Annotated in this window: 16 protein-coding genes and 1 riboswitch; of the genes, 13 read left to right on the forward strand and 3 right to left on the reverse strand. The window is 27.3% G+C overall.

Annotation, left to right across the window (positions count from 1 at the left end):
- The first annotated feature begins 185 nt into the window (after positions 1-185).
- Complete coding sequence (locus P344_RS01840) at positions 186-443, forward strand: hypothetical protein (protein WP_156028675.1); 258 nt, start codon at positions 186-188, stop codon at positions 441-443.
- 811 nt (positions 444-1,254) lie between these two features.
- On the opposite strand, the gene P344_RS01845 is transcribed toward P344_RS01840, so the two are convergent.
- Positions 1,255-2,352 (reverse strand): lipoprotein, encoded by a 1,098-nt coding sequence (locus P344_RS01845; RefSeq protein WP_025317195.1) that lies wholly within the window; start codon positions 2,350-2,352, stop codon positions 1,255-1,257.
- Between the two features lie 610 nt (positions 2,353-2,962).
- A complete protein-coding gene (locus P344_RS06945) occupies positions 2,963-3,070 on the reverse strand; it encodes a lipoprotein (RefSeq protein WP_158500450.1) in 108 nt (35 codons plus the stop codon).
- 906 nt (positions 3,071-3,976) lie between these two features.
- Here P344_RS06945 and P344_RS06605 point away from each other — a divergent pair.
- From P344_RS06605 to P344_RS01865, 3 genes are all read left to right on the forward strand, one after another.
- Entirely contained in the window at positions 3,977-5,593 is a 1,617-nt protein-coding gene (locus P344_RS06605) for an ABC transporter ATP-binding protein/permease (protein WP_148552287.1), read from the forward strand.
- Positions 5,594-5,875: 282 nt separating this feature from the next.
- Positions 5,876-6,361 (forward strand): hypothetical protein, encoded by a 486-nt coding sequence (locus tag P344_RS01860; RefSeq protein ID WP_025317196.1) that lies wholly within the window; start codon positions 5,876-5,878, stop codon positions 6,359-6,361.
- Between the two features lie 311 nt (positions 6,362-6,672).
- Complete coding sequence (locus tag P344_RS01865; protein ID WP_025317197.1) at positions 6,673-7,011, forward strand: hypothetical protein; 339 nt, start codon at positions 6,673-6,675, stop codon at positions 7,009-7,011.
- 35 nt (positions 7,012-7,046) lie between these two features.
- Here P344_RS01865 and P344_RS01870 read toward each other — a convergent pair whose 3' ends face one another.
- Positions 7,047-8,564, reverse strand: coding sequence for an MATE family efflux transporter (locus tag P344_RS01870; RefSeq protein WP_025317198.1), 1,518 nt, complete (start codon positions 8,562-8,564; stop codon positions 7,047-7,049).
- Positions 8,565-8,835: 271 nt separating this feature from the next.
- Between P344_RS01870 and P344_RS07365 the strand changes: the two genes are divergently transcribed.
- The 9 genes from P344_RS07365 to P344_RS06615 all read left to right on the forward strand — a co-directional run bounded on the left by P344_RS07365 (position 8,836) and on the right by P344_RS06615 (position 15,903).
- Complete coding sequence (locus P344_RS07365) at positions 8,836-10,602, forward strand: DEAD/DEAH box helicase family protein (RefSeq protein WP_248679171.1); 1,767 nt, start codon at positions 8,836-8,838, stop codon at positions 10,600-10,602.
- 19 nt (positions 10,603-10,621) lie between these two features.
- Positions 10,622-11,866, forward strand: coding sequence for a P-loop NTPase family protein (locus P344_RS07370; protein WP_248679173.1), 1,245 nt, complete (start codon positions 10,622-10,624; stop codon positions 11,864-11,866).
- Between the two features lie 339 nt (positions 11,867-12,205).
- Positions 12,206-12,616: a hypothetical protein gene (locus P344_RS01880; RefSeq protein WP_025317199.1), complete on the forward strand. Its 411-nt coding sequence runs from the start codon at positions 12,206-12,208 to the stop codon at positions 12,614-12,616.
- A 44-nt stretch (positions 12,617-12,660) separates the two neighbouring features.
- Positions 12,661-13,116 (forward strand): hypothetical protein, encoded by a 456-nt coding sequence (locus tag P344_RS01885; protein WP_025317200.1) that lies wholly within the window; start codon positions 12,661-12,663, stop codon positions 13,114-13,116.
- A gap of 87 nt (positions 13,117-13,203) precedes the next feature.
- Positions 13,204-13,317, forward strand: a complete 114-nt coding sequence (locus P344_RS08055) for an AAA domain-containing protein (RefSeq protein WP_408069012.1) — start codon at positions 13,204-13,206, stop codon at positions 13,315-13,317.
- A 26-nt stretch (positions 13,318-13,343) separates the two neighbouring features.
- Positions 13,344-13,955: a hypothetical protein gene (locus tag P344_RS01890; protein WP_025317201.1), complete on the forward strand. Its 612-nt coding sequence runs from the start codon at positions 13,344-13,346 to the stop codon at positions 13,953-13,955.
- 221 nt (positions 13,956-14,176) lie between these two features.
- A riboswitch (cobalamin riboswitch) is annotated at positions 14,177-14,346 on the forward strand.
- 168 nt (positions 14,347-14,514) lie between these two features.
- A complete protein-coding gene (locus tag P344_RS01895; protein ID WP_025317202.1) occupies positions 14,515-15,012 on the forward strand; it encodes a hypothetical protein in 498 nt (165 codons plus the stop codon).
- A gap of 4 nt (positions 15,013-15,016) precedes the next feature.
- The gene (locus tag P344_RS01900; RefSeq protein WP_025317203.1) at positions 15,017-15,676 is read left to right on the forward strand and encodes a hypothetical protein; all 660 of its coding nucleotides are present in this window, start codon (positions 15,017-15,019) and stop codon (positions 15,674-15,676) included.
- Positions 15,677-15,759: 83 nt separating this feature from the next.
- Positions 15,760-15,903: a hypothetical protein gene (locus P344_RS06615; protein WP_156028513.1), complete on the forward strand. Its 144-nt coding sequence runs from the start codon at positions 15,760-15,762 to the stop codon at positions 15,901-15,903.
- Positions 15,904-15,933: the final 30 nt, after the last annotated feature.

Raw genomic sequence — 15,933 nt, forward strand, 5'->3', positions numbered from 1 at the left:
AATTTTGTTGCAACAAAATTTAATGGTTATTACCAGTTACAAAGGGAACGGAACCGTGCTTGGATTATTTTATAGCAAGGACAAACAAGTTAACGAATTAACTGGAGTTGGATTTGTACTTTTTGACCAGACAGTATTTTTTGCTTTAGTTGGGGAACCAACCTTTTGACTATGGAAAACTAATTGTGAAGTGGAACGAAATTACGGTGTATGATTTAAATAATCAGATTCTTCCGAATTTCTATTTACATTTAGTTGATTGTCACCAACATTTATTATGATCAGCTTTAGATACTGTGACCAAATCTGGAATTGAAGAACGTTCAGTTGGGATTAATGAAGATAAATTTTATATTGAATTATTTAAAAAATCCTGGGCTAACTTTAAAAAATATTTTACAAGCTCGCGATTTACTACAATCTTGAATTACAGCCAATATTAAATCCCAAGAAATTTTTATGACTTTAGAAGAAGCCTAAGCCCAAAAGATTATTTCGCGCGATTTTAAATACCAAGATAACGTGCGGGTGGTTAAATTTGGTGATGTTTCCCAGGATTTATGTGGAGGAAACCCCATGTTGACGCTACGGGTAATTTAGAATGTTTAGAAATTCTAGAAATTAAATTTGAGAACGGATTACTATTTATTCTACTGCTAATTATGATGAGTTACAAAAGTATTTTGCGGAAAAATTTAATTACTACCAAGAATTAATTATTAATACGTTAGCAAAAATTAACACTTTGCAACCAGATTATCAATTTGATCATACCACAGTAAAATTACCAACTACCTATGAAACCTTATTAGATTTAATAACTATCACTAATTAACTTAAAGATAATTTAAAAGAAATTGATAAAGAACACCAAAAACAATTGCGAGAGCTTGCTAATAGTATCAAATTAAACCTTACTCCGAAAATAACTAAGAATAAGATTTCTTTTAATGAATATTCTTTAGATAACGCAATGATTACTAACCAGTTACTTTCGTTCGCGTTTAATTAATTTAGCAAAAGCGGAAACTAACACAATTCTTGCCTATTATAATAAGGGATTAGCACCAAATTTATTATTATTCATCAATGAACAATTAAAAGACCACATTAATTTACGTGATCTTTTTAATAAGTTAAAAGAACAACATCATTTAACAGGTAGGGAAACTAACTTATTCTTAGATATTAAAACTGATATTTGAGATAATATTAATAATTTTATAGGAAGTTTAACTGAAATTTTATAAAGTTTTATTGATTATTAAAAGTTACTGTAAATGGTTGAGTATCACCAGTAATTTTTGTTGAATCTGATTTTGATTTAACTGTTAATTGCACTGGTGTAGAAACATCAGCCCCAGTAGTAATATTATCTATCCCATCAATTGTGTAGTCAGTATCTAGAGCTGTTCCTGAAACTAGGTCATCTATTTTGGCTTGCACAGCTGCTTTAATTGAATTAACGGCTGCGTTAGCTTCATCAGCAGTAAGGATAGTATTATCTGCTACTGTTTGTGTAATGTTTTGAACTGTTACAGCAGAAATATCTGTTTTTTGTTCTGATTTTTTTACAAATTTAACTATAAATTTAGGTGATGTTCCAATTAATAATTTTGAACCATTAACTGCTTTAATATCTAATTGAACTCCTGCTGATAAATCTCCAGCTTTGATAATATCAATTCCTTCAATTGTATAGTCAGTAGTAATTACCGCACTTGGACTTACTGCTTTAACTGCTTTTGCAACAGCTGTTTTAACTGCGTCTTGAGCAGTAGTTGCTTCATCGCTTGTAACAGTAGCAGTATCTGCTACTTGTTGATCTGGTACTTGAATTTGTAAACTACTAATATCTTGTTGTTGTGCTTCTAATAAAATTTGAATTGTTACAGTCATTGTTACTTTTGTACCTTCTCAACTAAGAACATTTTCTTTTTTAACTGCTTTAAATTCAGTTAGTTTAACTGAAAGAGTAATTGTTTTATTAGTTGGAGTAATTCCTGATTGATTTTCAGCTGTATATTGAGCTACAATGTCATTTTCATCTGCTGGGGTCGTTGGTAAAGTTTTTACTAATTGTTTAACAATGGCACCATCTTTTAAAGTAACAGTACTTGTTACAGTTGATTCATCTAAAGAGTTAGCATTAAAATCATATTTGTTATTATTTTTTGTAAGGCCTCATTTACCTAATGCTTCATCATTGAAAGCATCAGATTTATATAAACTTTCAAATGATTTTGTTAAGTCATTTGTATCTTCTTTTTTATTATTGTTGCACGCTACAACGGAACTTGCTCCGGTTGCTGTTAAACCTAGAGCTCCTAAAATTGCTAATAATTTTTTCATGAATAAATACCTTCCTTGTTTTTTCTCTAATAAATATTCAATATGGTGGAAAAGAAAATTAAATATAAAAACTAAAAAAACATTTTAAAGCATTTTTGTTGTTTTATTTAGTTATACTTATATCTTTCTTTCTTAATTATCATTTTAGTTTAATTGTACTAAGAAATCAATACTTTTTTCTTTATTTTTTTTATAATAATAAAATTAAATACTATTTTTTAATATTTTACCTTTATTTTTAAGAACTAAAATTAAATAATTTCATTAAAATGAAAATAATTAAATCTAGGAAATGACTGTTAAAAATACTAAAATTTGATATTTAGCTGCTACCTGGTTATATTTAATAGTTACTTTTAAAGAATTATTTTGATGACTAATAATATCCGCAAGCGTGGGAATATATTTTCCTAAAAAATCAAAAGTTACAAGGTGGTGATTATATTTGGTAATTACTTTATTTTGAACATGGACAATATTAGAGATATGTAATTTTAATTGACTATTAATATCACTAGTAGTAATTTGACCATTTTGTTGGGTAAAATGTAAATAACAATCACCAATTAAAAAATCAACCGCATTAGCAATATCAGCATCAATTACTTATTTAAGTGGGGGTATTATTTTTATCAATAAAAATATCACAACTAGTAACAGTAAAATTACTAGTTAAAATAATATTTAAACTCCCTAAAATAGCTAATAACTTTCGCATTTGGCATCCTTCGCTCGGAAGAATTGGGAAATGATTCAAATTTTATAAAGTATATACTAGTTATAGGTAATAAAAATAATATGTTAATATTAATTTTTCCCATATGGATAATATCATATGTTAAAATAACAATAAAAACAATAACTTTTATAATAAATAAAAAATAAATTAAAACAAAATAAATTATTAAATTAAAAAAATCATAAATAGTAGTAATTTCATCTTAATGAAATGAAAAGAACATTGGTGATGTTAAAGAAAAATATTTATAAAATTATTTTCAATATTGTTTGGAGATATTTTATGTTTAAGAATAATATTGATTTCATTTATAGAATTTATATATAACTAAAATTTATATTCAAATTCTTGATAACTATTAAACATGTTACCATATTTTCCAAAGAACCCAAATTTAAATCATTTGTTTAAACATTCAATTTTTTCATTTCTTTTAAAACCTGAGTGGATCATTGATATGATTGCTAACTAATTTTTAATAATTAAATTTACATATCTTAAGGTATTTCCACTATCTAAATCTATCTGAATAATGGCTGTTTTTTTATCATTAATAAAAATCATAGCAAATTTCTACTAGATAATTTTCTTTTTTTATTATTTATTATTACTTTGAACCATATTCCATTAATACCAAGATGTAATTTTTTTGAATATTTTTTATATGTTAAATTTACCAACTTTCTAATAATTTATTTTTAATTATATTTTGTTATTAAGAATTATAAATTTTATTATTCACTTTGGGGTTGGGGTGTTTAATGCACAAAGATATTTTTAAAAACAATAGTTAAAGTATCTTAACATCTTTTTTTTTTTTTTTTGATATAATTTTAATACTTGTGAATAACACAAGAAAAAACTAATGATATAAGAGGGACCACAATGGATACAATAAAAGAGAATAAAAAACGAATCGATGTACATAAACCATTAGTCGAATTAAAAAATGTTTATAAACAATATAAAAATAAAATGGCTCTTAATGGTGTTAATTTAGTAATTAACCCTGGTGATCAGATTGGGGTTATCGGTGCCAATGGAAGTGGGAAATCAACAATGAGTGAAATCATTGGTGGAATTCGTAAACCAACTAAGGGAGAAGTGATTAAACAAGAAAATTTAACAATTGGGTTACAATTTCAAGATTCTAAATATCCAATTGGAATTTCGGTAATTGATATGATTAAGTATTATTTACATACTTTTAACATCAAAATGGCCGAAAATAAATTACGCGAACTTTTAAAAACTTATCAAATCTTAGGAATGGAAAATAAATTTATTGAATGTTTATCAGGTGGTCAACAACAGCGCTTAAATATTTTATTAGCAGTGATTCATGATCCTGATTTAGTTATTTTAGATGAAGTTTCCACCGGATTAGATATTGAAGTTCGTGCCGAAATCTTTCAATTTTTAAAAGAAAATATTGTTGATAAGGGAAAAGCAATGTTTTTAGTTACTCATATGATGAGTGAAGTTGAAGATTTTTGTGAAAAATATATTTACGTGCACAATGGTGAAATTAAAGATTCTGGAAATGTCAAAGACATTGTTGCAAAATATGGTTCAGTCCATGCCTATACTTGAAAAATGTTTGAACTTAATAAGAAAGCAGACTTACAGAAACAATATGAAGGAGACACGAAAAAAGCTGCTGATAAACAAGCAAAAGTAAAAAAACAAAAACCTAGTTTAGTTGATAAATGAATTAGTGATGGGAGTAATTATGGAAAAAATCGGCCATTAATTCTCTTAATGATAAAATATTATTATAAAGGGTTTTTTGTGCCATTTTTCTTATTTGCCTTTCCAATTGTCATTTTATTTTTAGAAGGTTTTGCTTTTAAAGGGCAAGTTACCCCAGGAAATAATCCCGTTCATACCCTGGTGGGGTCAATTGCGGTTACACAAACAATGTCTGTTGGAATTTTTATCATTCCCCAAACAATTTTGGAATTTAAAAATAGTGTTTTAATGAAAAGAATTGGGGCAACTAATATTAAACCAGTTTTCTTTGTCTTAGCAGTCATTGCGGTGGGATTTGCCTTCATTATCTTAGCGTTCTTTTGAACATTATTATGAGCTGGTATTTTCTTTGGTGGTTCATTTGGTTGAGATAAAGTCGCTATTCCTTATAATGTTGGTCCCGCGATTCCATTTGCATTAATCATTTTTGTTTCTTCAATTGGGTTAGGACTGATGCTAGCGTCAGTTTTTAAATCAACGACTGCTTTTGTGGCAGTCTCAAACGTTATTTATATGCCAATTGCCTTTTTAAGTGGTTCATTTATGCCCGCTGAATTAATTTTAAACAGTAATGTGTTAAAATATGTTACATATATTAATCCTTTTAAATATTGTTTAGATCCGTTCTTAGCAGCATGAAAAGGAAACTTTAGTTTCACTACTACTTTCGCAATTTATTTAGCAGTGTCGCTAGGTTTATTGGCAACTTATATTGGAGTTGCTAGTTGAAAAATGCGTTGACAAGCATAGTTACCAATCAATTATAGATTTAGAAAAACATTCTAATTTATCCAATGTTTTTTATTTTTTATTGTCATTCTATTAAGATATCATTTTGTATTTAAGTTAACCATATCAAGAAATGATTTAAAATATATAAAAAATTTAGTTAATAATTTATTGAAAATTATATAATTTTCCATTAGTATGTTAAGTATAAGCACAACTATTGGTTGTTGTTTAATTGCACTTCATTTATTTTAAAAATAATGATGAAAACTATGAAAAATAGAAAAAGGTGTTTTATGGAGAATGCTAATTTTAAAACCAAGAAAAAAGAAAAGTACCTTTGTTGGTGAACAATATTTATTTTTATTAATTTTCTGAGCAATCTTTACTGCCGTTTTGATTGTAATGTTAGTTTTATTTTTAAAAGAACGCACATACATTAATGAAAAAAATAATGTTAACCAAATTTTAACTGAAATTAAAACCGGTGACTTAACCGATGCTGAAATTCAGGAGAGTTATCATGAGTTAATGTCAATTTATTATTCATTAATTTATTTTTTCCTAATGTCATTTAATTTCTTTGGGAAAGGAAATAATGATGTTACTAACTGGGGAAAAGTCTGAGATCAACGAACTGTTAATATTAATAACATGGCTTATTCTTATATTTTTATTACCGCTGTGATTGCGTTGATCGGTTTATGTTTTTATGATATGTTGTTGACAAAAAAAATAAAAATAACTTTAAAAATGATAATAATTAATATTATTATTTTTTTATATTAATTTTTTTACATTTTTCTTGTCTAAAAATGTTAATAATCATTAGCAAAGAAAACTTAAATAATTATATATAATGGTTTTAATAGTACTTAAGTATTTTTCCTACTTAAGCATTATTAAATTAGAAAAGAAAAATTATTATTTAATCAATAAATTTATCCGATTTGACTCTTTTCTATTTAATACTGATGGTTATCTTCTAGTCCTAATAATATATTTATAATTAAATATAGAATTTAGTATTGTCAAAATAGGTAAGTGATATTCTGGATGAGTTTTATTTATTCAAATGAATAAGTAAGGAGGAAACTTAAATGCCAAGTAATGAAGGAAAAGCCCGCATTGCGATGCATGATAGCGTTTTAGTAGGCTGTGAAAAACATCGCGAGAATTGTGAAAAATGTAGAGCAATTCAAGAGTCACAAAAAACAGAGTTAAGTTGTCAAAATTGTGGGAATGGTTTATTTTTTTGTCGTTCAAAACCTTGTGAATATAAACTACATTGTTTAAACTCAGATTGTATTAAATCAAAACATAAATTTGTTTTTAGTAAAAAAAATAATAGCCAAACTAGTTTTGCGAGTGCAAAGCTTAGTTCAGAACATGGTGAAAACATTAAACATCATAATTATAATTATAGTATGAAACGTTAAGAATAAAAAAGAGTTTAATTGATAATTAAACTCTTTTAATTTCCGAATGAAGGCTGGTTCGGATTATTTTTTTGGGGTTTGTTTTTTTTCATTCGACGTTGATGGTATAATTTTTGTCCTGGAGTTGCGTGAGAAGGTGCATATGATTCTTCGCGGACAACCAAATTCCGATTCCATGGAATTAATAAGAACATTGTAAAGATGACTGCTAGTTCAATTAGTTTTAATAAACATCCGATCATTAAAACATAATGAATTGTTAAACTAGTATATTTAAATAATAAGAAGACCACTAGGACATCTAACATCCATAACATAATAATATTGGCAATTGAAGCATATAATTGATACCCCCCAACTCCTAAGATTAGGGATAGAAGTTGAATTAAGGCCGTGCATAAGAATAAGATTGGGGCAAAATATAGATATCAAGAAGCCAATGATTTTGTATAGTCACTTAGGTTTGGATATAAAGTTTGCGGTACCCACCAACTCATTGACAAGAATAGCAAGGCAATTATTAAGGAGACTATAAAAACTAAGAAGATGATACGTCAGGCATTTTTTTTGGCTTGTTTAGTATTATTGGCTCCCAATTCTTTTCCGACAAAGAAGGCCGTTAATCCCGTTAACGGACGGAAGATCGAGAAGAGAAGAGTAAAAATTGTTAAGACAATTTGTAAAGCAGCAATTGCTTGTGGTCCGCCGTTTCGAGCAAAGATCGCAATTTGAATTACTAATGCAAATCCTAACATTAATTGGTTGGCAACATTGGGAATTGAAGTTTTAATCATTTTTTTGTGCATATCTTTTGTAATATAGAAAATATTAAAGTATGGACGAAAAATTGGTTTTGTTATTAAAAAGTAAATCACATACACCATTGTTGAACCAAACCATGACAAGATGACTCCGACTGCTAGACCATCAACTTTAAACATTGTATCGTGATTACCGATAAAACCAAATGAACAAGAAACAAGTAAGTTAATTAGAATTCCAACTAGGGACGCTAATAAAGTAATTTTAATTTTTCCTAGGGCATTCATTGTCATTGCAAAACAATAACTAATCGCTAACAATGAATAAGAAATCGCGGCAATTCTTGTATATTGAACACCAATATGGATGGCATTATTTGCTCCTCCGGTGGCATTTTCTCCTCCAATAATGGCACTAATAATATTGGGAGTTGCTGATTCAACAATAATTAATGAAATTAGGGCAAACCCCACCATGTAACAAAGTTTCGTATTCATTGTTTCGCGAACCTTCGCAAAGTCTTTGGCCCCATAATATTGTGATGTATAAACATTCCCCGCAATGACCAGACCAATTAAACCATATCAAACAATTTCAAAAACATTCGTTTGTGAACCAATCCCGGCCACAATATCATCGGATGAATAGGTTTCATTTTGAAATTGCCCACAAATAAAAGTATTAAATAAACTAATAAAGTTATCCATTAACCCTTGGACAGTCATTGGAATCATCATTAGTAAAGTGGTTAGATAAAAGTTACGATTTTTTTTATCTGCTGCGATATCCATTTCCTCATTCCTCCTTTTAAAAATTAAAGTACTAACACTAGCATATTATACTAAAAAATTTGCATAATTAACTATAATTATTTTGCTTTCGTACATAATTTTTGTAATTATTTTAAAATTTTGCTTAATTTTTAGAGGGTTAATTTTAGGTTGGAATAAAAAAAATTAAAGAAATTTTGTAATATTTTTATAACTGTTAAAAACTAGATATAATATAAATAGAAAACTACTTATCCAACCAAAGCAATAATTATATAGTAAGGTGAAAAAAATGAAACAAAAAGGATTTTATGATCTGTTGTTAAAACTTAATGATCAAATTGAAGGCAATTATGTTGTCAAAGAATTAACCCATGAAAAAGATTATATTAAAGACTGGGACCATTATTTAGTAAAACAATTTAATAATAATTTTTTATTAACAAAATTAAAAAGTTACACAACACTAGAAGAAAAATTAGCATTTTTAAATAGTTTAATTGGCAAAACTAATGTTGAAGAGCAATTATTACCGCAAATTCTATTAAAAATTCATGATGATAATCCTAATGAATATCATAATACAATACGGTTAACTGATAACCATCTATTTACTAATCAAAATGCTCAGGAGTTAATTAATGAACTTAACAAAGAAATCAGAACAGCCGATGAAGTTCATTTTATTTTTCCGTTTATTTCAAAAGCAATTTTAAATAAGATTGAAGCTTCAATTGCGATTGCTAATAAATGTCACACAAAGATCCGATTAATTACTACTACTTTTGATAATATGGCGGCCTTTGTTAACTTAGAAGAGTTAACCCACCTTGTTACCACTTATGATAATTTTGAGATTAGAGTCGAAGATAATTTAGAAAAACGAAGTGAGCGTATTCATATTAAAGCCTCAATTTTTTGCCGAAAATCAGGATTTGGGACTGCTATTATAGGGTCATCTAATTTAACATATCGAGGAATGGTACGTGGTCGGGAATGAAATATTAAGGTTAATGAATTTGCTAATCCCCAATTATATGAACAACTATTAACTGAATATGAAACAATCTGAACTGATCGCTTGGTTAATTTTAATAACCCAACGGAGCGAGCTGATTTATTAAATAGGATTCACTTGGCTCAAGAAGAGATTATTAATAATCAGTTTAACCAAACCACCGAATTTTTAACAACTAGAAAATACTTATATGATTTTCAAAAAGAAATTGTTAATAAGTTAAAAAACCGTCGGAAACAAGGAAAAAATAAACATCTAATTATTATGGCCACAGGAACTGGTAAAACGGTGGTTAGTGCTTTTGATTATCAAAACCAAATTAAAGAAAATAATAATGTTAAACCAACAATATTATTTTTAGCCCATCAAAAAGAAATTGTCGACCAGGCCTTGTTAACGTTTCAAAGCGTATTAAGAGATAAAAGTTTTGGTGAAGTTCTATATGACCAGATGACTTACCAAAATAATAACTATTTATTTGCCACAATTCAAACAATTCATAACCGGTTGTCAGATTTTGACACGCAGCATTTTGATATTATTATTTTTGATGAAGCACATCATATTGCAGCAAAAACTTTCGACCGGGTGTTTAATTATTTTAAACCAAAACAATTATTAGGGTTAACTGCCACTCCTGAGCGTACCGATGGTAAAACAATTTTAAAATATTTTGATAACGAGTTTGCCAGTGAATTAAGATTGTGGGATGCTGTCAACCAACGTTTACTATGTCCGTTTGATTATTATTGTATTGATGATCCAACTTCTGATTTAACTGGTGTGGATTTAAATAATGATGAAGCTTTATTTCAAAAATTAAATACAACTAGTCGTAATGAATTGTTATATCAAATGATTAATAAATATCTTGGCCATTATGCCAAACCAATGTGTGTTATTTTTTGTATTACAACAGAACATGCGAGAATTGTCACAGAATTTTTAACAAAGAAAGGACTAAAAGCAAGTTACTTAACTTCCGAAGTTAATAGTAACCGTACGGCAATCTTAAATGATTTTAAAAAAAATGCGGATTAATTATTTATGTGTGGTCAACATGTTTAATGAAGGAATTGATGTCCCTGAAATTGATACAATTATTATGTTACGTCCCACTAATTCTAAAACAATCTATTTACAACAGTTGGGGCGTGGTCTACGAAAAACTGACCATAAAAGTCGTTTAGAAGTTTATGATTTAATTACTAATGTTGATAAAAAATATGATTTAACGTTAGGAATTAAAAATTTATTTGCTAATAATTTAACTTCTCGCAAAATGATTAGTGAAAACCAAGGCTTACCATATGGTTGTACGATTACTTTAGAGAAACGTAGTCAAGAGATTATTTTACGAAATTTAAGAAAATGATATGATGATAAACATCGCATTCGTTTACAAGTTCGGGAATTCTACCAAAAATATGGACCCGAAGGGTTATATAAAATTTTAGAAACCTATGAAATGTCCTTATTTGAGTTTTATAATATTCTGAATGATTTTTATTTAAAAGTTGCTCAAAATATTACTTTGTATAATAAAAATGAAAATGACCATCAGCGGAATAAAAATATTTTTAAACAGTTTTTATTTTTAAATAGTTATGATATTGTTTGGTATTTTTATCATCGTTTAAAACAAAGTTTACCATCAAACCAATATCAACATTGCTATGATAATCTCTTGATGTGTTCATTATTATATGAAGTAACTAGTATAAATGCCTATGAAGGAATTTTTCCTAATTACCAAGAAATTGAAGATTTAATTGATTATTTTATTGAACATAACCAGTTAATAGTTAATGAATTATTATTAATTTTAAAATATAAACTTAACCATGAAGTATTAATTGCAAGAGAATCTCATCAGCAAGATTCATTATTATATGGTAATTGAACTTTTACTGTTCGCCAAGCATTATGTATTATTGAAAGAACAAATTTTATTCCATCAAAACCCTTACGAATTATTGCTTTTCAAGCTGGACACTTAACTTTTGATGAAACAAAACTAGTTATTTTAGCCGATACCGAAGTTATTAACTATGGGAAATTAACTAAGTATGACCTCACCACAAAAGAATATTGGTGATCATTACCCGAACAGATGAAAATTAATAATAAATTAGTAAAAGATATTCAAAACCCTAATATCACCAAATACTTATTTTTGCAAAATAAAATTAACCATACATATCCAAACCTTAAATTAAAGTTATATGATTTTATTGGAATTGGAAAATATTTAAAAATGGTTGACTCTGACATATTAACGGCAGAATTTAGTTTAATTAGTTAAAAAAAACCTTTTTTTGGTTGAAATCTGAAAAGGAATTGATAATTTTCTTTTCAGATTTTTTAAGTTAGTTGGGAAATTAATCAATAAAAATATATTGTTTTTAATAGTCGTGATTTTATTAAGTTTTACTAAAATTGTGATATTATTTGTTGCTTGTTATAATGATAAACACCATATCGAGAAGGGCAAAGGAGAAAGGAATATGGAAGAAAAAAAGCTTTATACTATTTTAAAACAATATCAAAATCGATTTTTACGACAAAAAGACATTGGGAACTTATTTTTTTTACAAAAAATAGTATCGCTACTAACCGTAGTATCATTGATTTATACCAATTATTGTTTACTAATTTTGCTGAACTTCAAGAAGAATTTCAAAATTTTTTAACCGGATCAGCACTCAAACTAAAAGAGATAAACGCTTATAGTATTCCAAACATTGATTTGCATTTAAAAGTTTTATACTCTTCCGAAGATGATAAAGTTTTTATGCATAAATATCGGGAATTATCAACCAAATTAAATATTTTTAAAGTAAAACTAATTTTTGAAGAAATTATTAAATTTTACAAACTTAAAAATAAGGATAATCCTGAGGATTTAGTTAATAAAACAATTAAATTTCTAAATTCATATTTTGCTGAACAATTTGATAACTTAAAAATTATTGTCAAAGATTCTGAAAATGAATTATCAGAAAAGGGGAGCAATGTTTTTATCTTGGTTATCCATATATTGAAGGATTTTTAGAAACAGAAGAAGTTTTTTGGGAACCATTATTATTATGGCCAATTGTGGTTGATAATAATAAGGTTAAACGAGAAAAGACATTAAGAATTGAAACAATCAACGTTATTATTAATCCCATGATTAAACTTCGTCAGTTAGCAGCGCACAAAATTAATTTAGACTTAGTTAATTTTGATCCGCTGGACGATGAAGAGGATGTTAATAAAATTGAAAAAGCGCTCATGGAGCTAAGTAAGATTGGGCTTACTTTTAAAAATAATAACCCAACTGTTGTTAACCAAACGAGCATTATTACCAATTTTTCGTTATCATTAAAAGCTTATAATAAAGAACAAGCAGCCAGTGAGTTAAAAAATAAATATAATTTTAATGAAAGTGCCATTTTATGTTGTGCTGCTTTTATTGGGATTTATAAAACAACTAATACGGTCTTATTTACTGATTATAATAAAATTTTAGAGAATACTAATTTAGGGGAATTAAATGATTTATTTTTTTAAATTTTAAATGAATATTAAGATTAAAAAGAAAAACGGATTGAATTTGAAAAAAGTTTTCGTGAACAAGATGTCATTGCAATTAGTGAGTTAGATTTTTATCAAAAACTAGCAATTAAAAAAGCAATGAATTCAAATTTAATTATTGAAGGACCACCGGGAACAGGAAAATCACAAACAATTACTAACCTAATTGTTAATTAAATTTACCGCGGTGATAATGTTTTATTATGTGCGGAGAAAAAACAGCCTTAAAAATTGTTTATAATAACATGAAAAAATTTCAAAAATATTTTTTATTTATTGATGATATGAATAACAAAAGTTTTGTTTTTTCACAAATTAAAGCCGCCATTGATAGTTTTTTAAATACCGTGGTTAGTGAAAAACAAAAGATTAGTGATGATGAAATGGATTATTATTTTGATAAATTCCGTGAATATCGTCAGCTAATTGAAGAAGAAAAAACCCAAAATTATACGCTGTATAAAAATGATTTAAAAGATATTAATAATTACTTAGATCCTAATTATTATGAACATTTAAATCAATATGCAATCTTTTCGTTAGTCTTAGAAAGTTTTACCGAAGATGTGGAAAAGATTTATGTTAACTTAGATGATATTATTAAAATTAAGGAATTTAAGCAAAAGTTTGCTGTCTTAATTGAACAGCATTATAAAAAAATTAATTTCTTAAAATTAAGCAAGTTATTAATCAAAATAAAAGATAAAAAATTAGATTATTTAATCTATAACATGCTAGCAAGGGTGAAATTATTAAATAATTACATGATGGTAATATTTTGACTATTGGTTTCACACAAAAAATTTTGCAATTAAATGATAATGGGACAATTAAAATGGAAGTTTCTAAAATAATAGAATCATTTGCTGGTATTTTTTTTAGAGACTTCTGACCATAAATTGTTTATTTCACTAATTACTAATGATTTTAAAGAGATTTATGTGTATCAATTAAATAATGCGTAATTTATTTAAATTTAAAAAATAAAATAACACTTGCATTTTTGGCAAGTTCTTCTTATTATTAAGATAACAACTTAAAAAAGCAAATTTTGGATATTACAGGAATTAGGTGCAAGTCCTAGGCTGTTCCAGCAACTGTAATGCTGATGAACACTATAAAAATCCATTGAGATAAAGATCTTGAGAAGGAATAGTAAGTAAAACGAAGCTAAGCCAGTAGACCGATCTAAAAATTTACAAAACAATTATCAGCATGATAATTATTATCCCTGGGGTTTTGATAATTAATTGTTTACTAGTAGTTAAAAATTAAGGTTAATCTTCTAACCAAAACCTACTAATTAATAATTATTCAAAACGCTCCAAAAGCGTTTTTTTAGTTTTTAAGAACTCATAAGTAAAGGAGAACAATATGAATAAAACTAATAAAAAGAATTGAATAATGTGGTTAATAGCTGCCTTAGCTAGTATTATTTTTAGCGCTTCGGTAATCTTAAACATTACTTATTTACCAAAATATTTTGCGTTAAAAAATCGGGTTGATAATACTTTAAAAATAAAAATTAATGCCTATGATGCTACGAAATCTAACCGTGAGATTTTGTTTAGTTCAAACTATGAATCAACAATGTTAACATTAGGAGATTTAATGCAGAATTATCGCGATAGTTTTTCGGTTATTGCCAGTGGTTCACTGGGGCATTGGCTAGAAGGAATTAATACTAACAAAGGATGAATTAAAAAAACACCCCATGATAGTGAATATTGAACAATTACCAGTCCAACAAATTCAAAATGTAAGGGGAATACTGATCCTAAAAGTAATATTCCTGATATTTGTGAAGTTGGGATTGATGATTTATTCTTAAAAAATAATGATGTTTTTAATTTAATGTTAGTTATACAATAAAATTATGAAAAATTTTTGAGGTAAACTAAAAACAAAATTTTTGTTCCATAAGCGTTCTTATACTATTAAAACTTTAATTCAAATTTGCTTAATTCCAATTTATGCTGCTTTAGTTTTTACGTTAAAAGAGGCAATGGCTTTTTTACCGAACATTGAACCAGTGACATTATTAATTTTATTTGCTGGTGTTTATTTTCCTTTTTTTATGAGTTTTAGTATTAGTTTAATTTTTTGTTTTCTTGATGGTTTATATTGGGGTTTTAATTTAAGTTGGTGTTTACCATACTTAATTATTTGACCACTCTTAGCGGTTATTGGGCGAGTTTGCCGTCCTGTAATTCTAAAATGATGGTGAACTTTTGTCATTATTGCCGGTATTTTTGGGCTATTATTTGGTTTTGTCTTTGCAGTTATTAACTGACTTTTAGTTGTTATCATTGGTAATCAAATTAACGGGGGACAAAGTTTTGTCTTAATTGCCTGATGATTAAACGGATTATCTTATGATGGCATTCACTGTGCTGGGAATATTATGATGGCAGGGGTTTTATTTTACCCTTTAACAAGACTATGAGTTAACCATCTCCAGTATTATTTATTTTATGAAGATGATAAACGAATTATTTCTTATAATATTTTTTTCAAAAAATCCAAGCAAAATTAGAGACTACTTCATCATTTGAAATAAAACCATTAGAACCATTAATTGAAGATAAAAAAACACAAGATAGGTAGTTACATTTAAGAATGAAAAATTTACTAACAATAATGTCAAGTTTAACATTAATTACTACCCCAATTATTTCCCACTTGGGAAATATCCAAAATGGAACACACCAGGAGTTATTAACTCCGACAGTTGATAATTATTATCAAATTGATGCTAATTAGGATTTTAGTTCAGCCACCCCCACCCCAGCA

It is taken from the genome of Spiroplasma mirum ATCC 29335 (genome assembly GCF_000565195.1).
GTDB lineage: Bacteria > Bacillota_I > Bacilli_A > Mycoplasmatales > Mycoplasmataceae > Spiroplasma > Spiroplasma mirum.